Consider the following 21,435-nt stretch of genomic DNA (forward strand, 5'->3'; position numbering starts at 1 on the left):
TACATTTTTTAAAAAAATTTTAAATGATCGAAGTGTCATTAGTTGTTCTTTTAAATCAAAAAACGGTTATAATATTGAACGTGCTAATCTAATTTCTAACGTTTCTTCTGTACAGGTTTCTCCTTGCAAATATGTACATTGTTCTTCTTCATTATCCATAAAATATCTATTAGCTCCAGCATTTAAGTTTCGATTTCTATAAATGTTATAAGAACCTGAAGTATGATTATACTCTTGTACTCTTATAAGATAACTTATAGCTACGTTCCTGTTAAGGTTTGCAGTAGTAGTATAACTACCATTTGTAAAAACATCAACAAAAACACTATACGACTCTTCAAAATCAGGATAAGAGAAATCACTATAATCAAGATCTCTGCTCAATCTCAATGCTCTAGGAAACAAAGCTCTTGATGCTATTAAATCTCCGTTAGAAAAAGCGCCTCCTCCTCTTGCGGTATGCCACATAATGGATTGAGTATCATTCTCTGTAGTTCCTGGTATATTAATGGCTCCACCTTCTCCATTAGCTCTCCAATCTGTATGTCTAAAACCAACGCAGTGACCTAGTTCATGAATCACTACATTTCTTCTTATAGTAGCTCCAAATCTAATTAATTCATCTACATTGAGTGTTACTGTTCCAAACGGTATACCATTAGAAGGAAATCCGGCTCTTCCTAAAACGTCAGGATCTTCAACCCCAAAATCACTTCTTATTGTAATATTAGCATCTCCACTATTAAAAACTCTTTCAAAAAATAAAGCACAATTATTTATTCCGTTCCAGGAGTTCATTGCATTTACCGCATCATTACGTAAAGTTGCGTTTATAGAATTATCTAAAAACACACGTATTCTCATTCTATCTAGCGAAACAATTTTACCGGTATTATAAGCTTGTCTGTTCTCATTATTTGCTTCACTATAATCGCTAATATCTTTACTATACAATAAATCTGGTGGTGCTAAAAAATGATCTTTTGTTTCATAAATACTACCTTTTTCATAACCTCTGCTATATAATAATTGTACTACAGGATGATTATCTTGTGCTAGTTTTTTAAAATCGGATTGATTGAGGTTACTATTTTCTGGTGTGAAAATTTCATCAGATTCATTTTCACAGCTTATTAATAAGAGTGAACAAATAAGGTAATAAAGAGTTTTTGTAATAACATTTCTTTTCATGATACTTTATATTAAGTTAGTTTGTGCAATTAATTTATACTTAATAGCTATAGTCTATGTCATATAACTTTAAAGAAATGATTATTTTTCTGATATTACTTCGTGATTATAGAAGTTGACCATAGCTATTACAATAGTTAAAAGCCATGGATATTAAAAAATATCATGGCTTTAAAGTTTATGTACATTCTTATTAATGCTGCCTATTTATTATCAATGAGTTTTATAAAAACATTAGTTTTTTTGCAACATATCATAAGAATTAGGAGTAATAGACATTAAGCCCATCCACCTCCACCATTTCCTGATCCACCACATTGTGCAGCATTAAAAATGATTGCAGGATAATTTAATAAACACTGTTGGCTTGCTCCTGATGGTTGGCGAGCTGTATGTGTTTGACAATTACAATTGAGGCGACAAGGTCCTAAATGAAAAAATGGATAGCAAGGACCTCTGGATCCGCCCGCATTAATACTTTTTTGTTCTTTTCTAGTAATTTGGTAAGCTCCCAGGTCTAAGAGTTTTTTAAACATAATAAACTGATTTATAATTAATACTTCCCTGAACATATAAGGATAATCAGGGTTTATCCATTGATGATTCTAATCAATGCTTGAATGCTATCCTGAGTATCAAATATCCCAAGGCATTCGCAAGTATTCCTTTTAATAAAAACAGTTTCCCTTATGGTTAATATGGCAATATCCTATTGGAGTAAAAGACAAGCCATAACGTCAGTGTATAAAAAACGTATTTTTTGTACTGTATAAAGATAAAAAAAATGGGGAGAATTACATTAATTATTTACGTAATGATAACATTATCCGATTATTAAGATTTTAAGGGCATATAATTTTTGTATAAAAAATTATGGCAAAGAGGCCATTAATTTTCTTACTTCGTCTACCACCACTCTGTATTTATTCTTATTGGGTTTTGACATATGTTCTGATTCTGTTATGATCTCAAAAAGGATGTCTTTGGCTTCAGAAGTTTTTTCTTTTTTTATTAAAAATTGAGCTAGTTCATATCGTTCTTGATAGTTAGAATATCTTTGATCGATGGGTTTTAGATTTCTTTCTGCTTCTTCTGATCTTCCAGATTCCTCAAGAGATAATCCATATAAGAATTGACTTCGTGATCCTTTAAAATCATTTTTATGCGTTATTTTTTCTGCACAAAAAATGACTTTATCATATTGTTCTGTTTTATAATATCCTTCTATTAATTTTTTAACTACACCTGTATCTTGCTCATAATTACCATTAAGAGCCATTTCATATTCTCCTATTCCTGATGCATAATCTCTTATTTCAAATAGGGCATCTCCTAAAAGAACACGATTTTGAAAGGTATCTGCAAATTCTACCTTTTTCTGAAGGTCTTTTACTTTCTTAGTAGGATTAATAACATTAACTATTTCTCCTTGTACTACATCTAGATCTCTTTTATTAAACACTTGTGTAAAAAGATAGATAATACTTCCTATCACGGGTAAAAAGATGATAACAAAAAACCAATAGTAATGATTTCTGTTTTTAATTGCGTGATAAATACAAAAGCCTTGTAGTGCTAGAATTAAAAAGTAGTGCATTAAGCAAAAGTAGTATTTTTTTTATTTTAGATTTTTCTCTTTTTTCCACTTTCTTATTCTTGATCTTGCATTTTTGTAGGGTGATACCGTATTAAGTTGAATCATTCTACCCATAGTCCATTTTTCATACCAAGGAATCTGGTATAAGTGATGATCATCCTGATGTTTTATTAATACTATAATCTGGAGTACAATTGCATCCAGTTTCTCTAGCAATTCATCATATTTTATATCACTATAGTCCTCATAAAATTTTTGTGCTAATCTTCCTAACTCATTCCATTTATAACCAGTTTCAGGAAAATCAACTTCTTCATTTTTTATTTTCTTGCTATTCCATTTTAAAACTAACTCTCCCCAACCAATTAAATAAGAGACCAAATTACATACACTCATTTTGGTATTTTTGGCATGGCCTTCTAATTCATAAGCTTCTGTATACTGAACAGGGATTTCAATTAAATCTTCTCGCAACTTAGTGTAATTCTTTTCAATTGCTAGAAGCAGTTCTTCCTTGGTTTTTGGTATTGCCATAAAAGATTAGAATTACTGGTTAGATTATGAACTAAAATATATTTGAATTATATAAATACAGCTTATTTCAAAAAAAAGACCTTTCAGGTTAAAAATTTGAAAGGTCCTTTTTCTGCATTATTTTAATGTTATTATCAGATCGTCTGCTTCTACCATAGTTCCGGCTTTAAGAACTATTTTTTTAACAATAGCATCTTCATTGGCAGTAATTGTTGTTTCCATTTTCATGGCTTCTATAATAAATAAAGGTTCATTCTTTTTAACTTCCTGACCTGTTTTAACTAAAACCGAAGATAGTGCTCCCTGTAACGGAGCTCCTATTTGTTTTACATCAGCTTTATCAACTTTGGCATGAACTACTTTATCTACTTTAATTGAATTATCTTGTATTTCTACATTTCTGGTTTGACCATTTACTTTAAAGAATACAGTAACCATACCTTCTTCATTGGGTTTACCCACAGAGATCAATTCAACCAGTAATATTTTACCTCTATCCAGTTGTATAATAATCTCTTCTCCAGGAGTCATTCCATAGAAAAAGTTTTTAGTAGGTATTGTCATCACATTATCATATTTGATATGGTGATTGTATGCTCCTGTAAACACTTTTGGATAGAGTTTGTATGAAAGGAAATCTGTAATATCCAATTCTCGACCCATTCCTCTTTTAAAAACTTTGACAAAATCTTTAAATTCTTCTTCAAAATCTACTGGTTCCAGGTGTGCATTAGGTCTATCATTAAACGGTTTTTGACCTTTTAAAACTGATTTCTGAAGCATTTCAGGAAATCCTCCAACTGGTTGTCCTAATTCTCCTTTAAAAAAACTCATTACAGATTGCGGAAAAGAAATCGTTTCTCCTCTTTCCTTTACATCTTCGATAGTCAGGTTATTACTTACGAGATATTGTGCCATATCCCCTACTACTTTAGAACTTGGGGTTACTTTAACGATATCTCCAAAAAGTTCGTTTACTTCTCCATACATTCTAGTGATCTCATGAAAACGATCTGCTAGTCCTAATGCTTGTGCTTGCGGTTTTAAGTTAGAATATTGTCCTCCGGGAATTTCATGTTGATATACTTCTCCTGTACCAGCTTTAAGTCCAGATTCAAAAACATAGTAATACTCTCTCACAGACTCCCAATAATTAGAATACTCATTTAACTTAGGAATATTTACTGCATTCTCACGTTCGTGAAACTTCAACATTTCTACTACAGCATTAAAATTAGGTTGTGCTGTTAATCCAGATAGTCCTCCCAACGCCACATCTACTACATCTACTCCGGCTTCAATTGCCTTAAGATATGTTGCCGATTGCACAGAAGAGGTATCATGTGTATGTAAGTGTATTGGAATATTAATTTCTGACTTTAAAGCCGAAACCAATTCATAAGCAGCGTATGGTTTTAATAACCCTGCCATATCTTTAATTCCTAAAATATGTGCTCCGGCATTTTCGATATCTTTTGCTAATTGCACATAATAATCTAATGTATATTTTGTACGTTTTGGATCTAAGATATCTCCTGTATAACATAAAGAACCTTCTGCCAGACCTTGGGTTCTGGTACGAACGTGTTCAATACACGGTGCAATAGATTTCATCCAATTAAGAGAATCAAAAATTCTAAAAACATCTACACCATTTTCCCAGGATTGCTCTACAAACTTACCTATAAGGTTATCAGGATAAGCAGTATACCCTACTCCATTAGATCCTCGAATCAACATCTGAAGTAAAAGATTAGGCATTGCTTTTCGCAGGGCTCTTAATCGTTCCCAAGGATTTTCTCTTAAAAACCTAAGACATACATCAAAAGTAGCTCCTCCCCAAACTTCCATACTAAATACTTCAGGGTGGTTTTTGGCAAATCCTTCTGCTACTTTAAGCATATCATATGTACGCATCCTGGTTGCTAATAAACTTTGGTGAGCATCACGCATGGTCGTATCTGTGAAATGCACCTTTTTTTCATTTTTCAGCCACTCAGAAAATTTATCCGGACCTAACTCTGTTAATAGATTTTTGGTTCCTTTGGTATATTCTATATTTTCATCAAACTTAGGAATCTCTGGAGTAACAAAAGTTCTGGATGGATCCATTTTCTTTACATCCGGATTTCCGTTAACGATGACGTCTCCTAAGAAGTTCGCCAATTTTGTTGCGCGATTACGAGACTCACGTATTGCAAAAAGCTCCTTTGTATTTTGAATAAAATTAACAGTTACCTCTCCTTTTCTAAAAGTATCATGTTTTAAGATATTATCTAAGAATGGCATATTGGTCTTCACTCCTCGAATCCTGAATTCTGAAAGTGCTCTACGCATTTTTCTACAAGCACCGTCCAAAGTTCTACTATTTGCTGAAATTTTTACTAGCATAGAATCAAAGAATGGCGAAATTGTAACTCCTTGATAGACGCTACCTGCATCCAATCGAATTCCAAAACCAGAAGCACTTCGATATGTTGTAATAGTTCCGTAATCTGGCTTAAAATTATTCTCCGGATCCTCGGTTGTAATTCTACATTGTAAAGCAAAACCTGTTGTTTTAAGGCTTTCCTGACTTTCTATTTTGATTTGTTTATCAGATAATTTATATCCTCCTGCAATAAAAATCTGTGCTTTAATAAGATCTATACCTGTTACAATTTCTGTAACAGTATGCTCTACCTGTACTCGAGGATTTACTTCTATAAAATAAATGCTACCATCATCATCCACCAAAAACTCTACGGTACCAATATTATTATAATCTACAGCTTTACAAATAGTAAGTGCATATTGATATAAACTTTGTTTTATGTCTTCTGATACTCCAAATGATGGTGCATATTCAATTACTTTTTGATAACGTCGTTGCACTGAACAATCACGCTCAAAAAGATGTACCATATTACCGTGATGGTCTGCTACAATCTGAATTTCGATATGTTTGGGATTCTCCACAAACTTTTCGAGGAATACAGTATCATCTCCAAATGCATTTAATGCTTCTCTTTGTGATTCTGGATATGCTTTTTCTAACTCTTCTTCACTACGAATTACCCTCATACCTCTACCACCTCCTCCAGAAGCAGCTTTTAACATTACTGGAAACCCAATACGCTTAGCTTCTTTTAAAGCTATTTTTACATTAGTCAGATCTTCTTTATTACTTTGAATAATCGGAATATCATTAGCTATAGCAACCTCTTTTGCCATAATTTTATCTCCTAAAGAACGAAGAACAGAAACCTTAGGTCCTATAAAAATGATCCCATTTTCTTCACATCGTTCTGCGAAATCTGCGTTTTCTGAAAGGAAACCATATCCTGGATGTATCGCATCCGCATTATTTTTTTTGGCAACTGCTATGATAGCATCAATGTTCAAATATGGTTTTAAAGGCTCATTATCTTCTCCGATCTGGTAGGCTTCATCTGCCTTATAACGATGTAAAGAATATCGATCTTCATATGTATATACTCCAACTGTTTGAAGACCAATCTCTGTGCAAGCTCTAAAAATACGGATTGCTATTTCTCCTCGATTAGCTACTAAAACCTTTTTAATTTTCATTGTAATGAATTTGAGTTTAAACAATATTTAGCGAACATTCGCTGCGAAGATATCGATAAGAAAAGTTCCTTGCAACTCGTTTTTCAAGAAGTTATAAATTTATTCTGAAGAGAAGTTATGAAATCGTAAGTGACACCCCTAATTATCTGGAGTCTCTCTTAAGCAATCATAATGAAGACGATACGTTGAAGTAAGGAAATTTATTTTTGAATCTTATTATAATAAGCTTTTTCTGTCAATTCTGACCATTTTGAGATTCTGTTCTGAAAATCTGAGTAACTTTTATAAACCTCTTTGGATAATGGATCATCTCCAATCATTTCTTGTATGGCTTCATCAGTATACACTCTTAATGCGTCTAAAGTTTCTTTTGAAAACTCACGAACCTCAACACCTTCTTCATTTAAAAGTTTATCTAAATAGATACCATTTTGCTTATCAAATTCAGACAACACCCAGACTTGAGCTTTCTTGGATGCCGCATCCAACACAGCTTGTAAATGTGGTGGTAATCCATCATACAAATTCTTATTAACAAAAAATTCTAATTGAGATCCTGTTTCATGCCATCCTGGAGTATAATAATATTTAGCAATTTTATGAAACCCCATCTTATAATCATGATAAGGTCCTATCCATTCTGTAGCATCAATAACACCACGCTCTAAGCTAGTGTATATCTCACTTCCTGCAACAAGAACTGCTGCGCCTCCTGCTTTTTCAATTACTTTCCCTCCTATACCTGGTAAACGCATTTTTAATCCTTTGAAATCCTCTATAGAATTGATCTCACGATTAAACCAGCCTCCCATTTGCACACCGGTATTTCCTCCCATAAAAGGGACTAAATTAAATTTTGCATAGGTTTTTTTCCATAATTCATAACCTCCTCCTACTTCTAACCAGGAAGTGATCTGTTGACTATTCATTCCAAAAGGTACTGCAGCAAAAAACTGTGCCGCTGGTGTTTTTCCTGCCCAATAATATGATGCTCCGCATCCCATCTCAATAGTTCCTTGTGACACTGCATCAAAAGCTTCTAAAGGAGGTACCAATTCTCCTCCTCCGTAGACTTTTATTTTAATTTGCCCGTTAGACAACTCATCTACCCATTCTGCATATTTCTCAGCTACTTCACCCACAACAGGAAAATTAGGGGGCCAAGTAGTAGTCATTTTCCAATAAAATACTTTATCTGGCTTGGTTACATCATAAGAAGTAGGCTTCATACTTGCAGGAGGCTCTCCTAAACAAGATAGAAATAGTAGTGTAACTGATACCACAGTAAATAATCTGGTAATATTGTTTTTATAGGCTTTTATTGAACTCATAACAACAGAAAATATTAATTAAATAATAGTGAAATAGAACACTTTTATTTCTATCCTCTTCTACAGAGAAAATGGGTTTTACTTAGACATAAAAATAATTTCAGGAAAAAATATCACTAAACTTACTATCAATAACTGAATAATAATGAATGGAATAATTCCTTTATATATCTGACTGGTTTTTACTGTATCTGGTGCAACGCCTTTAAGATAGAATAATGCAAATCCAAATGGAGGTGTCAAAAATGATGTTTGAAGATTCAACGCCATTAAAATACCTACCCAAAGCATATCCATACCAAAAGCATTAAATATTGGAGTTACCACAGGAACAATAATAAATACGATCTCAATAAAGTCAATAAAAAATCCAGCTATAAAAATCACTAACATTACCAGCAACAAGAATAGCAATGGAGTTAATTGAGATGACATAATCAATTCCTGAAGGTATCTATCTCCTCCTAAAGTTCTAAATACTAACGTAAACGTTGTAGCACCTAATAAGATAAAAAAGACCATAGAAGTTAATCGTGTAGTCTCTTGAGCTACTTCTTTTAAAATTTTAAAAGAAAACTTTTTTTGAATTACGGTTAATATTGTTGCTCCTAATGCTCCAATTGCTGAAGCTTCTGTAGGCGAAGCTATTCCAGTAAAAATAGATCCTAATACCAAAACGATTAATAGCACCGGTAAAAACAACACCTTCAATATTTTTGAGGCAAAATCAGATCCTCTAAATGCTGCTATTTCTTCTTCTGGGATACTTGGAGCATCTTCTTTATTAATAAAAGAAGTAATTAAAATATAGATAATGTATAGTCCAACCAATATTAATCCAGGAAACAAAGCTGCAGAAAACAAAGTTCCTACATCTACTGATGCAGTACCTCTCGAAGAACTATTGATCGTATCCGCTAATAATACCAGAACTATTGAAGGAGGTATAATTTGTCCCAATGTTCCTGAAGAAGCAATCACTCCAGTAGCTAGCTCAGTCTTATATCCTCTCTTGAGCATTGTTGGTAAACTAATTAACCCCATAGTCACCACTGTTGCTCCTACAATTCCTGTAGAGGCTGCTAACAAAGCTCCTACAATTACTACAGAAATAGCTAGTCCTCCTCTTACACGACCAAACATCATCGCCATTGTCTCTAATAAGCTTTGGGCGAGTCCAGATTTTTCTAACATAATCCCCATAAAAATAAATAAGGGAACTGCCATCAATACATAATTATTTACAACCCCCATAATTCTTGAAGGAAGTAGATAAAATGTAGACATCTGAAAAATTTCTGGAGCAAATATAGATACCCCAAAAGCGAATGCTACAGAGATCCCTCCCAAAGTAAATGCCACGGGATACCCTCTTAGAATCAGAATAAAGATAATTACGAATAATAGTATTGCCAGATATTCCATTAAGTATCCTTATTAAAAATAATTTGAATTGATTTCAACATATGAGATATTCCTTGAAGCAATAAAAATGTGAAACCTAAGGTTATGCAAAATTTAAGTATATAAAGTGCTGGAAGTCCTCCCGGTTGAGGAGATCCTTCTCCAATCATAAAAGATGACAGTCCATAATACCAGGAAGAAACTATGACAACATAACACCACGGGATTAATAAAAAAGCTCCGCCCATAAGATCTACCCAGGCTTTTCCTTTTTTTGAAAGTTTAGTGTAAAATACATCTACTCGTACATGCTTTCCGTATTTAAATGTATATCCCGATGCAAGCAAAAACATCATTCCAAACAGATAGATTTCTATTTCTATCATCCAAACATATGTAAACTGAAATACATAGCGAATCACTACGTCTAATCCTATTACTAATGCCAACAGAGCTGCAACCCAGCTTACCAGAGTTCCTACTTTCTCTCCAATATTATCCAAGACATTAATCAGTCGCAGCATTTAACGATTGGTTTTCTAAATTGAAGGTGAAGATAATAAAATTAGCTACATATTGAAATCAGAATTATAAATACAAATCTCCATCCAGGAATAAATAAAAAAACACATAACTGCTTTCATATATTCCTAAAACTTAAAAACATATTACAATGAGGATTAAACCGGTATAAAGTACACTTAAATACTGTAGAGGTTTAAAAAGTTTTATCTCACAAAAACTAATTCATTAGGCTTAGTGGTATGTTCTTCACTAAATCCATAACCTTCATAATTAAACCCTTTAAGATCTTCTATAGTTTCTGCTCCCGTATCAACGATATACCTTACCATCATACCTCTTGCTTTTTTAGCAAAGAAACTGATCATTTTAAGTTTATCTCCTTTCCAATCCTTGAATTGTGGAGTAATCACTGGTACTTTTAGTGCTTTTTTATCAATCGCACTGAAATATTCATTACTAGCTAAATTTATAAACAACTCATCTTCTTCCAGTTCTTCATTAAGTTTTTGAGTAAGTTGTTTTTTCCAGAATTCATACAAATTGTTTTTACGGCCAATTTTTAATTTAGTTCCCATTTCTAATCGGTAAGGCTGTATCAAATCCAAAGGTTTTAAAACTCCATACAGACCAGAAAGTATTCTAAGTTTATCTTCTACAACTTCTAACTTATCTTCAGGAATAGTATATCCATCTAAACCGATATACACATCTCCTTTGAATGCATACATTGCTGGTCTTGCATTTTCTGAAGTAAATGGAAGATTCCAATCCTGATTACGTTGCCAATTAAGTTGCGCAAGATTATCACTAATCCCCATTAAAGCTGAAAGTTTTTTAGGTGTTTTTTTCTTTAATATCACATTTAACTTTTCTGCTTCTGATAGAAAAACAGGTTCTGTATATTTTTTTGTGGGAAGTACGGTTTCAAAGTCTAATGACTTAGCTGGAGATACTACAATTTTCATCTTTTATAGCTTTTTGTTTTTCAAAAATACAAAGTATATTCATAAATAAAATGGACATTTGTATTTCTTATCTATTTAGGTATTGAGAGGTTCTATAATAGTGGTTAACTCAACATTTTATTCGTAAAAAACACTAACCTCATCCAATTTTTTACGTTCAATATTTGGGACATACACAGGGTCTTTAGGATACCCAACAGGCAATAACAAATAAGCTCTTTCATTGCTAGGTCTATCCAAAACTTTGGTCAAAAAGTTCATCGGACTTGGCGTATGAGTTAAAGTAACCAACCCCGCTTGATGGATTGCTGTGATAAGCATCCCACTAGCAATTCCTATTGATTCATTGACATAATAGTTATTATGCTTTATTTCATTTTCATATTCGTATACTCTTTTGAAAACGACAATAATCCAAGGAGCTTCTTCTATAAATGGCTTATTTGTATCAGTTCCCAAAGGCGCTAAATCTTTTCTCCATCGATCACTCATACGGTTAGAATATGTTTCTACCTCTTCTTTTTCTGCCGCAATTCTGATTTTGGATTTTAATTGGTCATTTGATATAGCACAAAATGTCCAGGGTTGTTTATGTGCTCCTGATGGAGCTGTGGATGCAGTTTTAATTATATTCTGAATTATAGTTTTTGAAACTGGTTTATCCGAAAATTCTCTAACCGAACGACGAGCATCCATCAGTTCATAAAAAGCGCCACTTTTTTGTATCATTTCTTGGCCAGTACATGAATTTTGATGATAACGAATATGTTCATACCCATTAATTATAACTTGCTCCTGTGTTTCCATATGGTTTCATTTTTAAAATAAATGCTATCCTAAAAATAGTTTTTTAATTAACGCCTCACAACATTTTAAAACAAAAAAAGCCTGTCAAAACTGACAGGCTTGTGCTTTAAAAAAGTCAAAATGTATATTATAATACTTTCACGTTTACCGCGTTCATTCCTTTTTTACCTTCTTTTAGGTCAAATTCTACTTCGTCACCTTCACGCACTTCGTCGATTAATCCTGAAATGTGTACAAAATGATCTTTGTTTGATCCTTCCTCTGTGATGAATCCAAATCCTTTGGAGTCATTAAAAAATTTTACTGTTCCTTTATTCATTGTAAATAATTAAAGGGCGAAGATACTATTATTTGTTAAGCAATCCCTATTTATTTCAGAATAAAGTTTTTAGTAACACTTATTTAATGTTTTATGTAGGTTATCATAACAATTATTCTACAGTCATTTTTTGCTTTTTTACAGAAATTTCTACTTCTTTAAGCATTTTATTAAGTGTTTTTCGATTTAACCACATCCCCTTTAATACCACACCTTCAATGGTTTTTGTGTTTTTTATATCCGAGAATGGGTTTTTCTGAAGCAATACAAGATCTGCAAATTTCCCTTCGGTAATTGTACCTCTCATTGCTATTGTGTTTAGATATCTTGCCGGATATATTGTAGATGTTTTTAGCGTTTCATAAGGAGATATCCCTGATTTATTTATCAATTCTAGTTCGTTATGCAATGAAAAACCAGGAAGAAAAAGACCATACGTATCACTACCAGACAATAAAGGTACCTTTTGTTCTGCCAGAATTCTAGTAAATTCTTTTTGCCATTCCAATTCTTTTCTTAATCGAATTAATGATTCTTCAGCAGTAAACCACGTATTGGTTCTGTAATGTATACTATCAGACATAAAATACGCAGAATACCTCTCTGGTAAATATTTAATTTCATCCTTTTTTTTCAGTATCTCAAACTTTTTATCGTCAGCATACCTGCTTATCATTCCAAAAATCCCTAAAGTAGGTGACACATATATCCCGCTAGATTTGATTTGAGCAGCTGCCTTTTTAAGATATATTGTATCCGCCTTTTGTTCTGCATTGAATATATTCATAAACTCTTCTATGTGTGCGATGGATTTCATACGCAATGAATATTCTAACGGCAACTGTCGTTGCCCATGCCCAACAACCGGAATGTTATATTTATTGGTTTCTTCAAGAAGTTTTAAATATATTTCTTTGGGAAGGTTGTCTGCAATTTTCAGAAAATCATATCCTCTTTCATGATGTTTTTTCACAACATTTATTACTTCATCTGTCGTTTTTAAATCATTAGCTTTAAGATATGGACCTGTAGTTACATAATAAGGAGCCAAAATTTCGTTTTTATTAGTTTGCGCCCGAATATTTATATGATCTTGCCCTTGATATTCTGCCATATCCCTTACGGTAGTTACTCCATTTGCTATTAACATTTTGAACTCGTTTTCAGGATTATTTTCCATATGATAATGCATTTCTGACAAGCCCGGAATCAAATATTTGCCTTTAGAAGGAATAACAACACCTACTTTCTTTGGTGGTTTTATAGAAGCTGATTGAATTTTGGATATTTTTCCATCAATTATGATTACCCTTTGATTGTAGAGTATAGTATCTTTATCCATAGGAATCACATTGACATTTTCAAAAACTAAACTTTTTTGTTGACCCTGAATCAAAAAGCTACTTTTTAAGAATAAAAAACAATAGGCTACAATCGAAATATTAAATCTGAACATCTTATGCTATTTTTATTATTAATAGCAACAAACCTAGTAATAGAAAGCATCTACAAAGTTCGGTATTGTCAAGTTCTGAGAAATCAGAACCTATCGATGTAGTTTTTTGAATGCGTTAGGAGACATTCCTGTTTCTTTTTTAAAAGTGGTATAGAAAGTAGTTTTAGATTTAAACCCCGCTTCTAATCCTATCGCTAATAAACTATATTTATCAAACTCAGGATCCAATATCATACGTTTTATATCTTTTATCCTATAACGATTGATAAATTCTGAAAAATTAACATCAGTAGTCAACGCAAATTGTTTAGAGAGGTAACCACTACTAATCCCTAATCTTTTGGCAGCAATATCTCGACTTAAATCAGGATTCTGATGGATATATTCTTGTTCTATTAAAGTTATTAATTGTTGGATATAAGGATTTTCGCTTTCTGGTTCATCATTTGTTTTTTTTAGAACAGAACGTTTAAGAAGTTGTTTTATCTCGTATTGATCATTAGATAATTTAAATTGAAATAATCCTTTGTATATCAACCAATATGTAAATATGGACACCACAACCCAAAGAAATGTTACAGGCATTTTATCTCCATATAATAAACGATACCCTTCTAGAATCACTCCATAAATCTCAAGAAGAGATATAAATATCCATCCCAATTTGATCCATTTAAGGTCTAACTCCATTTTTGCATAAAAAACGTACTTATATGAATAAAACATTAATATAATTGGAAACAGCACAGAACAAGCGCTAATGATTTTATAGAAATAGTATATAATTTCTTTCTTATACATTAAATCGATGTCATACAAACCAAATATAGTATCCAGCGATATTATAATGTTAATGAAGCTAAGTGCAATAAAAGGAATATATAAAAAGTATATTTTGCTAGTTTCTACAAAAGGATGTTTTACTTTTTTTAAAAAGAAAGTGTATAGTATTACAGGATAAAGAAATTGCCATAAAAAAAGATCTAATATTGAAACAATAAATGGATTTTCTCCTAAATCCCAAAACCAATTGTTCATTCCAACTATAGAGAGAATAATCAAACCGTATCCTAAATACGCATTGTCTTTATTTTTAAAAAACCTAGAAAACAGAATAATTAGGCCTAATGTAAATCCGTGAATGATCCCGATAAGAACAAAAATTTCTATAAAAGATATTTCCATAACTAACCTATATCTTTATCAGGATTTTTTATCGAATGTACTTATCGTATACCTAAATTTTAAAAACTATTAATCATTTAATTGATTCTTTGCATAGTTTCTCCAGCGTTCTACACACTGTTCCATATCCTCAGGTATTGTAGTTTCAAAAAGCATTTTCTCTCCTGTTGTTGGATGTTCAAAACCTAACGTTCTTGCATGTAGTGCTTGTCTGGGAAGTGTTTTAAAACAATTTTCTACAAACTGTTTGTACTTAGTAAATGTAGTACCTTTTAAAATCTTTTCTCCTCCATAGCGTTCATCATTAAAAAGAGTATGCCCAATATATTTCATATGTACTCTTATCTGATGAGTTCTACCTGTTTCTAATCTACAAGAAACCAGTGTCACATATCCGAGTCGTTCAATTACTTTATAATGAGTAACTGCTGGCTTTCCTTTCTCTGCCTCTTCTCCTTCAAAAACCGTATTCTGCAACCTGTTTTTAGGGTGACGCCCAATATTTCCTTCAATAGTACCACTATCTTCTTCTACATTACCCCAAACTATAGCTACATACTCACGTTCTGATGTCTTATCAAAAAATTGCTTGGCAAGATGAGTCATCGCTTCTTCAGTTTTGGCAATCACTAATAATCCACTAGTATCTTTATCAATTCGATGCACTAATCCTGGTCGATCACTACTGTTATTAGGAAGGTTATCAAAATGATAGATTAAAGCATTAATCAAGGTACCAGAATAGTTTCCGTGTCCTGGATGCACAACCATACCAGCAGGCTTATTGACAACCAATAAAGCATCATCCTCATAAACAATGTTTAATGGAATATTTTCTGGAGTTAATAAGTTTTCATAAGGAGGGTGAGAGAATAATACTCTCACAACATCATTAGGCTTTACCTTATGGTTAGATTTTACAGCAATGTCATTTACAAAGACACTACCTGCTTTAGCAGCTTGTTGGATCTTATTACGTGTTGCATTTTCAACAAAGTTCATTAAGAACTTATCTACACGTAATGGTACTTGACCTGCTCCTGCAACAAAACGATAATGCTCATAGAGATCATCTTCATTATTATCAATATCTCCTATCCCTAAATTTTCTTCCAAAATTGATTAATTATAATTATTATCCCAAAAGTTGTTTCTAAACAAAAACTTGCTGTCTTATAAATTATTGATCAGAAGAAAGGTTGAGAGATTTACCACTTGCATCTCCCACCACTAAATCAATAGTAGAAGTCTTCATTAATTTAACTCCTGGTTTTACTCTTTTACCTTTATATCTAAGTTCTAGTACAAGATCTGACATATCAGGCTTATAGGTTATAGATCCTATTTTAAATCCAGATGCTACTAATAGAGGTTCTGCTTGTCTTCTTGTTCTTTGAACCACATCAGGTATTTCTATTTTTCTATACCCAGAAGGGTTTAGAGTAACATAGATTTTACGGTTTTCTTTTACCATAATTCCTGGAGCAGGGTTTTGCTCTATCACAGAATAACGAGGATAATCCGGATTAAAATTTGATGAATCTTCTCTGACCTTTAATCTCAAGTCCTTTTCTTCAAGTACAGCTTTAGCTTCATCAATAGATTTTTTGCTTAAGCTAGGCACTACAATACGTTGATCATGCTTAGTGGTGCTATCTAACCATTCCAACGCCACAAAGCACAGAATAGCAATCAAAGCAACTGCAATTACCAATTGTATCAGAAATATTTTACTGTAAACAAATTTAAAAAGACCTTTCAAGAAATTCATGAGTACATTTATAATTTGGACAAAGATATAAAAACGGAAAGTTTTACGGTTTTGTTATGGGAGAAATGAATATTTTTGTTTTCAAACCTTACTTAATGAAGAAAAACATTGCTATTTTAATGGGAGGATACTCCAGTGAGTTTGATATTTCTATACAAAGCGGAAATGTTGTATACAAACATCTCGATCGTGATTTATATGAACCATACCGTATTCATATTACAAAAAACGGTTGGTTTTATGTAGATGATAATGAAAACAAACATAGTATCGATAAAAATGATTTTTCATTAACTCTTGATAGCACAAAAACTATTTTTGATGCTGCTTTTAATATAGTTCATGGTACTCCAGGAGAAGATGGTTTGCTTCAAGCATATTTTGATTTGATTGAGATTCCGCAAACTGCTTGTGATTTCTACCAAGCTGCACTTACATTTAACAAAAGAGATTGTATAAGTGCATTAAAACCATATGGAATTCCTACAGCTAAAAACTATTTTTTAAACCTAGGCGATCCTATTGATTCCAAAACAATTATAGATACAGTTGGTTTACCATGTTTTGTAAAAGCTAATAAAGCAGGAAGTAGTTATGGAGTTTCTAAAGTTAAGAAAGAAGATGAACTGATTCCTGCTATCAATTTAGCTTATCAAGAAGATGATGAAATTATTATTGAATCTTTTTTAAGTGGTACCGAGGTTTCTATTGGAGTAATTACATACAAAGGAGAAGATATTGTTTTACCAATCACAGAAATTGTATCAGAAAATGAGTTCTTTGATTATGAAGCTAAGTACCTAGGAAAATCACAAGAAATTACCCCTGCTCGATTAACCAAAGAAGAAGAAAAAAAGGTATCTGATCTCGCTCTAAAAATATATCAAATACTTAAAATGAGAGGGTTTTCACGAAGTGAATACATTTTTCATAACGGAGAACCATATTTTGTAGAAATGAACACCAATCCAGGTTTTAGTGAAGCAAGTATTTTACCCCAACAAGCATTAGCTGCTGGGATTAGTATTAAAGAATTATTAACCAATACAATTGAGGAAGCTATAAAAGCAAAAAAATAAAAATTAATAATCGTTTTGATTACTTATAACTTCTATATCTAGAGTTTTTACGTTTAATTAGTTATTGGTAATTTCGTTTAACTTTGTATACTCACTAATCATTACTTATATATGAGAAGAGCAGTTTTTCCCGGATCATTTGACCCCATTACTTTAGGACATTATGATATTATTGAGAGAGGACTCACCCTTTTTGATGAAATTATTCTAGCTATTGGTGTTAATGCCGAAAAAAAATACATGTTCTCTCTTGAAGAACGCAAGAACTTTATAGAAGAAGCTTTTAAAGATGAACCAAAGATCAAAGTGATGACATATAAAGGACTTACAGTAGATTTTTGCAAACAACAAAATTCAGAATTTATACTTAGAGGGTTAAGAAACCCTGGTGATTTTGAGTTTGAGAAAGCTATTGCACATACTAATCGTAAAATGGCAGAGATCGAAACTGTATTTCTCTTAACTTCTTCTGGCAAAAGTTACATATCCTCTTCTATTGTACGTGATGTAATTCGTAATGGCGGAGATGTATCAGAATTGGTTCCGGATACTGTGATCATAAAATAATCATATGAAACGTAAAATTGGAGCTCTAACGCTAGTAGTTAAAGATTATGATGATGCTATTCAATTTTATGTTGAAAAACTCAACTTTAGTCTTATACAAGATATTCAACTAGATGATGCAAAACGTTGGGTACTCATTGCTCCGTCAAATCATAACGAAACCAATATTCTTCTTGCCAAGGCAGCTTCTACAGAACAACAAAAAGCTATAGGTAATCAAACTGGTGGTAGAGTTTTCTTATTCTTACATACCAACGATTTTTGGAATGATTACAATCAAATGAAATCCAAAGGTGTTTCTTTTTTAGAAGAACCTAGAGTAGAACCTTATGGCACTGTAGTTGTTTTTGAAGATCTTTACGGAAACAAGTGGGATTTAATAGAACAAAAATAATTCATCTGGATTAAACCTTTTTGAAAGATCATAGTCTAATCAATAAACGCTATGATCATGACTGCCTTATCTAACAAACAGATACAACATCTTTATTGGAGAACTGGTTTTGGAATAAATAGCAAAGAATTAATAGCTACCCAAACCCTTTCTAGAGAACAAATTGTAGGCAGATTAATTAAGCAAAGTAAGAACATATCTCCGTTGTCTATTGATCTCGAAATTTTAAACAAAAATCCAAAAGACCTATCCAGAGAAGAACGCCAACAATTAAGACAGCTACGTAACAAAAAAATGTCTGAATTAAATATTAAGTGGCTACAACAACTTACACAAACAGAACAAGTACTTCGTGAAAAAATGACCTTGTTTTTCCATAATCATTTTGCCGTAAGGTTAAGAGTTCCTCGAGCAAGCCTACATCTTAACAACGTTATTAGAAAACATGCTTTAGGTTATTTTGGTGAAATGTTAATGGAAGTTTCTAAATCACCAGCAATGCTGATTTTTCTAAATAATCGACAAAACCGAAAAAACAGTCCAAACGAAAATTTTGCACGAGAAGTAATGGAGCTTTTTACATTAGGCCGAGATAACGGATATACTGAAACCGACATCAAAGAAGCAGCAAGAGCCTTTACCGGTTGGAGTTTTAAAAAAGATGGTTCTTTTGTTTTTAGAAAAAATCATCACGACTACGGAGTTAAAACTGTTCTAGGAAAAACAGGGAATTTTATCGGAGAAGATATTATCAAAATACTTCTAAAAGAAAAACAAACTGCAAAATACATTACGCAGAAGATCTACCAATATTTTGTAAACGAAGAGTTAAACAAAAAAAACATTAACGAATTAACAAATGTTTTTTACGATTCTAATTACAATCTTGAAGTTTTAATGCAAAAAATACTAACCAGTGATTGGTTTTATGACAATAAAAACATTGGTAACAAAATCAAATCTCCAGTAGAGCTTATTGTAGGGTTAAGCAAAGCTTTTGATGTACGATATGAAGACCCAAAAGTACTACTCTACCTTCAGCGTAAATTAAATCAAATGCTATTTTTCCCTCCTAATGTAGCTGGTTGGCCAGGTGGTAGAACCTGGATTGACAACTCTACTTTGATGCTTCGGTTAAAATTGGCTTCTGTAACCCTAAATCAAGGAGTAATAGAGTGGCATGATCAAAATGATATTCCGCAAGCAACCATGATGCGAAGGCAATTGTATAAAAAAATGAAATCTGAGATTGGTCGAAAAATAAAAGCTCAAGCTAATTGGGATACATTTCTAAAAAATCTGGAACCAAAAAGCAAGACAGCAATTACTGATTTTATTATACAACCTGAACTATCCACAACAGCTCAAAGAGTAGTATCCGGATTAAACGCTGAGGATACCAAAAATTTTATTATCGAATTGTTGAGTTTACCCGAATATCAACTTTGCTAAAAACTATAGAACTATGAAACGGAGGGATTTTTTAAAACAATCAGTTTTTGCATCAGGTATGGCACTTATACCTTCTTTCTTAAAAGGAATGGAATTCTTATCTCCAGATCAGTTATCGGGGTATAAAAACGTAATTATCATTCAACTATCTGGAGGAAATGACGGACTCAATACCATCATTCCTATAAGTAATGATATTTACCATAGTCTACGACCATCAATAGCAAAAAAATCAGGCCAAACATTAAAAATAACTGAAGACCTGGCATTTAACAATAACCTGAAAGAGATTGCAGCATTATATAATCAAGGAGAAGTATCCATCATTAATAATGTAGGATACCCCAATCCTAATAGATCTCATTTCAGAAGTACGGATATATGGCAAACGGCAAGTGATACTAATCAGTATTTACATACGGGTTGGGTAGGCAGATATCTCGATGCCAATTGCCATCATCCGTACCAAGCAATTGAAGTAGACAACTCATTATCATTAGCAATGAAAGGTCGTACTATGAATGGCATAGCTGTTTCTGATCCCAATCAGTTATACCGAACAACTAGAGAACCATTCTTTAACAACATTATTACCAATACCCAAAAAGAAATGTTAGATGAAGAAAATCAAGGATATTTGTATAAAACCATGTTAGAAACATATTCTTCTGCTTCATACATTTATGAAACATCAAAAATTTATAAAACCTCCACTACATACCCTCAAACACCATTTGCGAAAAATCTAAAAATTATAGCAGATTTCATTGTATCAGGATTAAAAACAAAAGTGTTTTATAGTTCACTTGGTGGATTTGACAGTCATGTTAATCAGTTAAATACTCAAGACAGGTTATTAAACATCTATTCTGAAGCGATTGGAGCTTTAGTTCTGGATCTAAAGAAAAACGATAGATTTAATGATACTTTGATTCTTACTTTTTCTGAGTTTGGGAGAAGAGTTAAACAAAACGGAAGTCGAGGAACAGATCATGGTGCTGCCAATAATGTTTTAGCCATTAGTGGCGCCTTAAAAAAAGCTGGGGTTTATAATGAACTACCAAACTTATCAGATCTTGATAATAATGGTGATATAAAATATAGTGTAGATTTTAGAAGTGTGTATGCCACCATTCTAAACAATTGGTTAAATGTTGATGATCAGGCAATATTGAACACTAATTTCAAAAATCTAGGGTTCATTTAATTTAGTTTTATCGATAGATAAGTTGTTTATTTTATTATCCTTTACAACTAAACTACAAGCCAATTTACACATAGACCTTAA

At 32.4% G+C, this 21,435-nt stretch carries 20 protein-coding genes; 5 read left to right on the forward strand and 15 right to left on the reverse strand.

Features of this window, described 5'->3' with window-relative positions; translation table 11 throughout:
• Positions 1-66 precede the first annotated feature (66 nt).
• The 15 genes from U0D62_RS01210 to U0D62_RS01280 all read right to left on the reverse strand — a co-directional run bounded on the left by U0D62_RS01210 (position 67) and on the right by U0D62_RS01280 (position 16,655).
• Complete coding sequence (locus U0D62_RS01210; protein ID WP_322193370.1) at positions 67-1,191, reverse strand: M57 family metalloprotease; 1,125 nt, start codon at positions 1,189-1,191, stop codon at positions 67-69.
• A 278-nt stretch (positions 1,192-1,469) separates the two neighbouring features.
• Positions 1,470-1,727, reverse strand: coding sequence for a hypothetical protein (locus tag U0D62_RS01215; RefSeq protein ID WP_322193371.1), 258 nt, complete (start codon positions 1,725-1,727; stop codon positions 1,470-1,472).
• 335 nt (positions 1,728-2,062) lie between these two features.
• Complete coding sequence (locus U0D62_RS01220) at positions 2,063-2,788, reverse strand: hypothetical protein (RefSeq protein ID WP_322193372.1); 726 nt, start codon at positions 2,786-2,788, stop codon at positions 2,063-2,065.
• A 21-nt stretch (positions 2,789-2,809) separates the two neighbouring features.
• Positions 2,810-3,322, reverse strand: coding sequence for a ClbS/DfsB family four-helix bundle protein (locus U0D62_RS01225; RefSeq protein ID WP_322193373.1), 513 nt, complete (start codon positions 3,320-3,322; stop codon positions 2,810-2,812).
• Between the two features lie 117 nt (positions 3,323-3,439).
• Positions 3,440-6,892: a pyruvate carboxylase gene (locus U0D62_RS01230; RefSeq protein ID WP_322193375.1), complete on the reverse strand. Its 3,453-nt coding sequence runs from the start codon at positions 6,890-6,892 to the stop codon at positions 3,440-3,442.
• 200 nt (positions 6,893-7,092) lie between these two features.
• The gene (locus U0D62_RS01235) at positions 7,093-8,223 is read right to left on the reverse strand and encodes a TRAP transporter substrate-binding protein (RefSeq protein ID WP_322193376.1); all 1,131 of its coding nucleotides are present in this window, start codon (positions 8,221-8,223) and stop codon (positions 7,093-7,095) included.
• 78 nt (positions 8,224-8,301) lie between these two features.
• The gene (locus tag U0D62_RS01240; RefSeq protein WP_322193377.1) at positions 8,302-9,648 is read right to left on the reverse strand and encodes a TRAP transporter large permease; all 1,347 of its coding nucleotides are present in this window, start codon (positions 9,646-9,648) and stop codon (positions 8,302-8,304) included.
• Positions 9,648-10,151: a TRAP transporter small permease subunit gene (locus tag U0D62_RS01245; protein ID WP_322193379.1), complete on the reverse strand. Its 504-nt coding sequence runs from the start codon at positions 10,149-10,151 to the stop codon at positions 9,648-9,650. Before U0D62_RS01245 ends, U0D62_RS01240 begins: the two co-directional genes overlap by 1 nt.
• 204 nt (positions 10,152-10,355) lie before the next feature.
• Positions 10,356-11,117: a peroxide stress protein YaaA gene (yaaA, locus tag U0D62_RS01250; RefSeq protein ID WP_322193381.1), complete on the reverse strand. Its 762-nt coding sequence runs from the start codon at positions 11,115-11,117 to the stop codon at positions 10,356-10,358.
• Positions 11,118-11,234: 117 nt separating this feature from the next.
• On the reverse strand, positions 11,235-11,924 hold the full coding sequence (locus U0D62_RS01255; protein WP_322193382.1) for a nitroreductase family protein: 690 nt from the start codon (positions 11,922-11,924) through the stop codon (positions 11,235-11,237).
• Between the two features lie 127 nt (positions 11,925-12,051).
• Positions 12,052-12,243 carry a cold-shock protein gene (locus U0D62_RS01260; protein WP_034244160.1) on the reverse strand — a complete coding sequence of 64 codons (192 nt, stop codon included), beginning with the start codon at positions 12,241-12,243 and terminating at the stop codon, positions 12,052-12,054.
• A gap of 112 nt (positions 12,244-12,355) precedes the next feature.
• Positions 12,356-13,699 (reverse strand): amidohydrolase family protein, encoded by a 1,344-nt coding sequence (locus U0D62_RS01265; protein ID WP_322193384.1) that lies wholly within the window; start codon positions 13,697-13,699, stop codon positions 12,356-12,358.
• A gap of 90 nt (positions 13,700-13,789) precedes the next feature.
• A complete protein-coding gene (locus U0D62_RS01270) occupies positions 13,790-14,884 on the reverse strand; it encodes an AraC family transcriptional regulator (protein ID WP_322193385.1) in 1,095 nt (364 codons plus the stop codon).
• 69 nt (positions 14,885-14,953) lie between these two features.
• Positions 14,954-16,000: an RluA family pseudouridine synthase gene (locus tag U0D62_RS01275; RefSeq protein WP_322193386.1), complete on the reverse strand. Its 1,047-nt coding sequence runs from the start codon at positions 15,998-16,000 to the stop codon at positions 14,954-14,956.
• 64 nt (positions 16,001-16,064) lie between these two features.
• Positions 16,065-16,655, reverse strand: coding sequence for a PASTA domain-containing protein (locus U0D62_RS01280; protein WP_322193387.1), 591 nt, complete (start codon positions 16,653-16,655; stop codon positions 16,065-16,067).
• Positions 16,656-16,750: 95 nt separating this feature from the next.
• Here U0D62_RS01280 and U0D62_RS01285 point away from each other — a divergent pair, with 95 nt between their 5' ends.
• From U0D62_RS01285 to U0D62_RS01305, 5 genes are all read left to right on the forward strand, one after another.
• Positions 16,751-17,734: a D-alanine--D-alanine ligase gene (locus U0D62_RS01285; protein WP_322193388.1), complete on the forward strand. Its 984-nt coding sequence runs from the start codon at positions 16,751-16,753 to the stop codon at positions 17,732-17,734.
• Positions 17,735-17,845: 111 nt separating this feature from the next.
• Positions 17,846-18,301 (forward strand): pantetheine-phosphate adenylyltransferase, encoded by a 456-nt coding sequence (coaD, locus tag U0D62_RS01290; protein ID WP_322193389.1) that lies wholly within the window; start codon positions 17,846-17,848, stop codon positions 18,299-18,301.
• A gap of 4 nt (positions 18,302-18,305) precedes the next feature.
• Positions 18,306-18,695 (forward strand): VOC family protein, encoded by a 390-nt coding sequence (locus tag U0D62_RS01295; protein WP_322193390.1) that lies wholly within the window; start codon positions 18,306-18,308, stop codon positions 18,693-18,695.
• Positions 18,696-18,752: 57 nt separating this feature from the next.
• Positions 18,753-20,147 (forward strand): DUF1800 domain-containing protein, encoded by a 1,395-nt coding sequence (locus tag U0D62_RS01300; protein WP_322193391.1) that lies wholly within the window; start codon positions 18,753-18,755, stop codon positions 20,145-20,147.
• 13 nt (positions 20,148-20,160) lie between these two features.
• Positions 20,161-21,354, forward strand: coding sequence for a DUF1501 domain-containing protein (locus U0D62_RS01305; RefSeq protein WP_322193393.1), 1,194 nt, complete (start codon positions 20,161-20,163; stop codon positions 21,352-21,354).
• The last annotated feature ends 81 nt before the right edge of the window (positions 21,355-21,435 follow it).

Origin of the sequence: Aquimarina callyspongiae (assembly GCF_034322225.1) — a bacterium.
GTDB lineage: Bacteria > Bacteroidota > Bacteroidia > Flavobacteriales > Flavobacteriaceae > Aquimarina.